Here is a 2,375-nt window from a genome sequence, read left to right on the forward strand (position 1 = left end):
TGATGTTACTCTTCTTGCAGATCGGGGATTTAAAAGTATGGATTTGTTTAAATTTATAGATGAAGAGCTTAATTGGAAATATTGTATAAGATGTACTAAAGATTTAGGAATAACTGTAGATGGAAAATCCAAAATAAAAAATTAGAAGATATAGTTACATCAAGAGGTAAGGCAAAATATTTCTACAATATAAAATTAACAGCTCAAAATTATATCTGTAATATGGCCAGTTAGAATTTACAGTTTATTTAGATCCAGAGTCAAATAGTTTAAGAGATGTTATTATTCTTGTAGAAGTGGTTATTATTTAAAATTTTGCTTCACACTCTATGAAAGTTAATGTTTAAAATTTACATTGACAAGATACATTGCCATAACTGAAAGAATATAATTACATTTAATCCCATTTATTATATAATGTTACATTTTATAATAAACAAATCAAACCATAATAATTTAAATTAGTAAATATTATGGTTTGATTTAAATTTATACAAAACAACTGTACGTAGGTTAGAGGTTTGAACATAAAAAAGGTCTTATCTATCATAAAATACTTTGATTTATACATAAAACCAAATAAATTGGAGCTTTAGCTCCAACAAATATAAATTCAATTGTCCATGCCCTTTAGGGCTTGGATAATTTCCTTGCTGCCGCAGGCAAATCAATTCAATGAGAAGTACAAGCTATAAAAAGTTTTCTCTAGTGTTCAATATATAAATGAACAGTTCTTATCTAGAAAATAAAATTCTCCGTAACTAGCTTGTACTTCTCTTCCTTTGACTTTAAGGCGAAGCCTCGAAGGCACTAGAGCTACATTTGGAGCTACCACTAAGGAAAGTAACAATGCTATAGCTACAAGTGAAGCTTTAGCTATAGCGGATTGTTTCTTTCCGCTCCTGGCATCAATAAATGAATTATGAGTAAGGTTGTAGAGAGGAACATTAACTTTCTTTCCATTTTTTCTAAGGTCTTTCCTAAATTACTAATCATAAAATCTAATGACTTCTTTCTTTTCTAATTTCATTTATTTCTTCATCAGTCAATCCTGTTAGCTTGATTATAACTTCATTATCCATTCCCATTTCTATAGCATTTACAGCTATTTCCCTTGTTTTCTTTTCTGCCGCTTTTCTTTCCATTTTTTCTAAGGTTCTTCCTAAATTGCTAACCATAAAATCAACCTCCTCATTATTAGATTTATCCAATACCTCATCAACTTCTTTTTGCAAGTCTTCCGTTAATCTCGGTTTTACTATTTTCTTTAACCATTGTTTAAATACACTAAACTGTTCTGGTGAAATTTTCTTTAGAATATATATTAATTTTCTTAGTCTTCTTATTAATTCTTCTTCATTCATTTCTTGATCTAACAAGAATACTGCTGATACCAAATTAGATACACTATATAGTTCTTCATCAGAATATCTATTTATATCAAATAACATATAATTAAAGTTTAATATATTGTCTTCAAATAATTCATATCCGCTTAATATCTCTCTAAAACTTGTCTTTGCCGTCCATTTATTCTTTCCATTGTATAAGACTATAGGAACAACTGCAGGTAATCTAAAATATTTTCTTTTAAGTTCACTCTTATCCGTGTTTTTAAGTACATCTCTCCATACTTCTGTCATATAAAATAACAATCTCATAGGCATTTGAAAATCCACTTTTGATTGAAATTCTAATAATACATAGAATATTACTTCTTGCCCATTTATATTTACTTTGTAAAGAATATCAGATTCTTCTTCCTCAAAATCTGAAAGTATATAAGATTTATCAACTAAAATTAAGTCTTCTTCTTTTATTAAATTAGCCCATTCCTTTTTAGTAAAGCTTCTTAGGAGTTCCAAAAAAGTGCCTTTATGTGAAAATATGTGTTTATATCCTACATCATGCTCATGGTGCACATTATTATTTTTCAAATTATCACTCCCTATCTGCCTATACCTTTTTCTTATATTATAACACATGAAAGCTTTATAGCTGTAATTGATACACCAAAATATTTAGATAACTCTCCAGTAGTATAATTTATTTCTGCTGCAGCAGCTTCTATCATATAAGCTAGAGCTTTATTTAAATAACTTTCTATTAAATTATGAAAAAACTCAAGCTGGAGAGCCTCTTAATGCCCTTTTAGAGCTTTTTAATGCTACATAAGTATTTCTCTGGTTATTTGACTGGAAATATTTGTTTGCGATTTCGCTCGTTTATAGTTTCTATAATTTTCAGATATATCAAAGTAGTTTTAATATTTTTTAATTGAACTTTAAAATACTTCAGCATATATAAATTTATCTTGTAAATTTCCTATCTCACAGTTCATATTCAAATCTTACAATTTATAAAATATACATACA

The 2,375-nt window shown here is 27.8% G+C and carries 1 protein-coding gene; it reads right to left on the minus strand.

Annotated elements, in window-relative coordinates:
• Window positions 1–1,001: 1,001 nt before the first annotated feature.
• Window positions 1,002–1,937: an Rpn family recombination-promoting nuclease/putative transposase gene (locus LLF98_RS11550; RefSeq protein WP_291703720.1), complete on the minus strand. Its 936-nt coding sequence runs from the start codon at window positions 1,935–1,937 to the stop codon at window positions 1,002–1,004.
• Window positions 1,938–2,375: the final 438 nt, after the last annotated feature.

The organism is Clostridium sp., assembly GCF_021372645.1.
In the GTDB taxonomy this organism is placed as follows: Bacteria; Bacillota; Clostridia; order Clostridiales; family Clostridiaceae; genus Clostridium.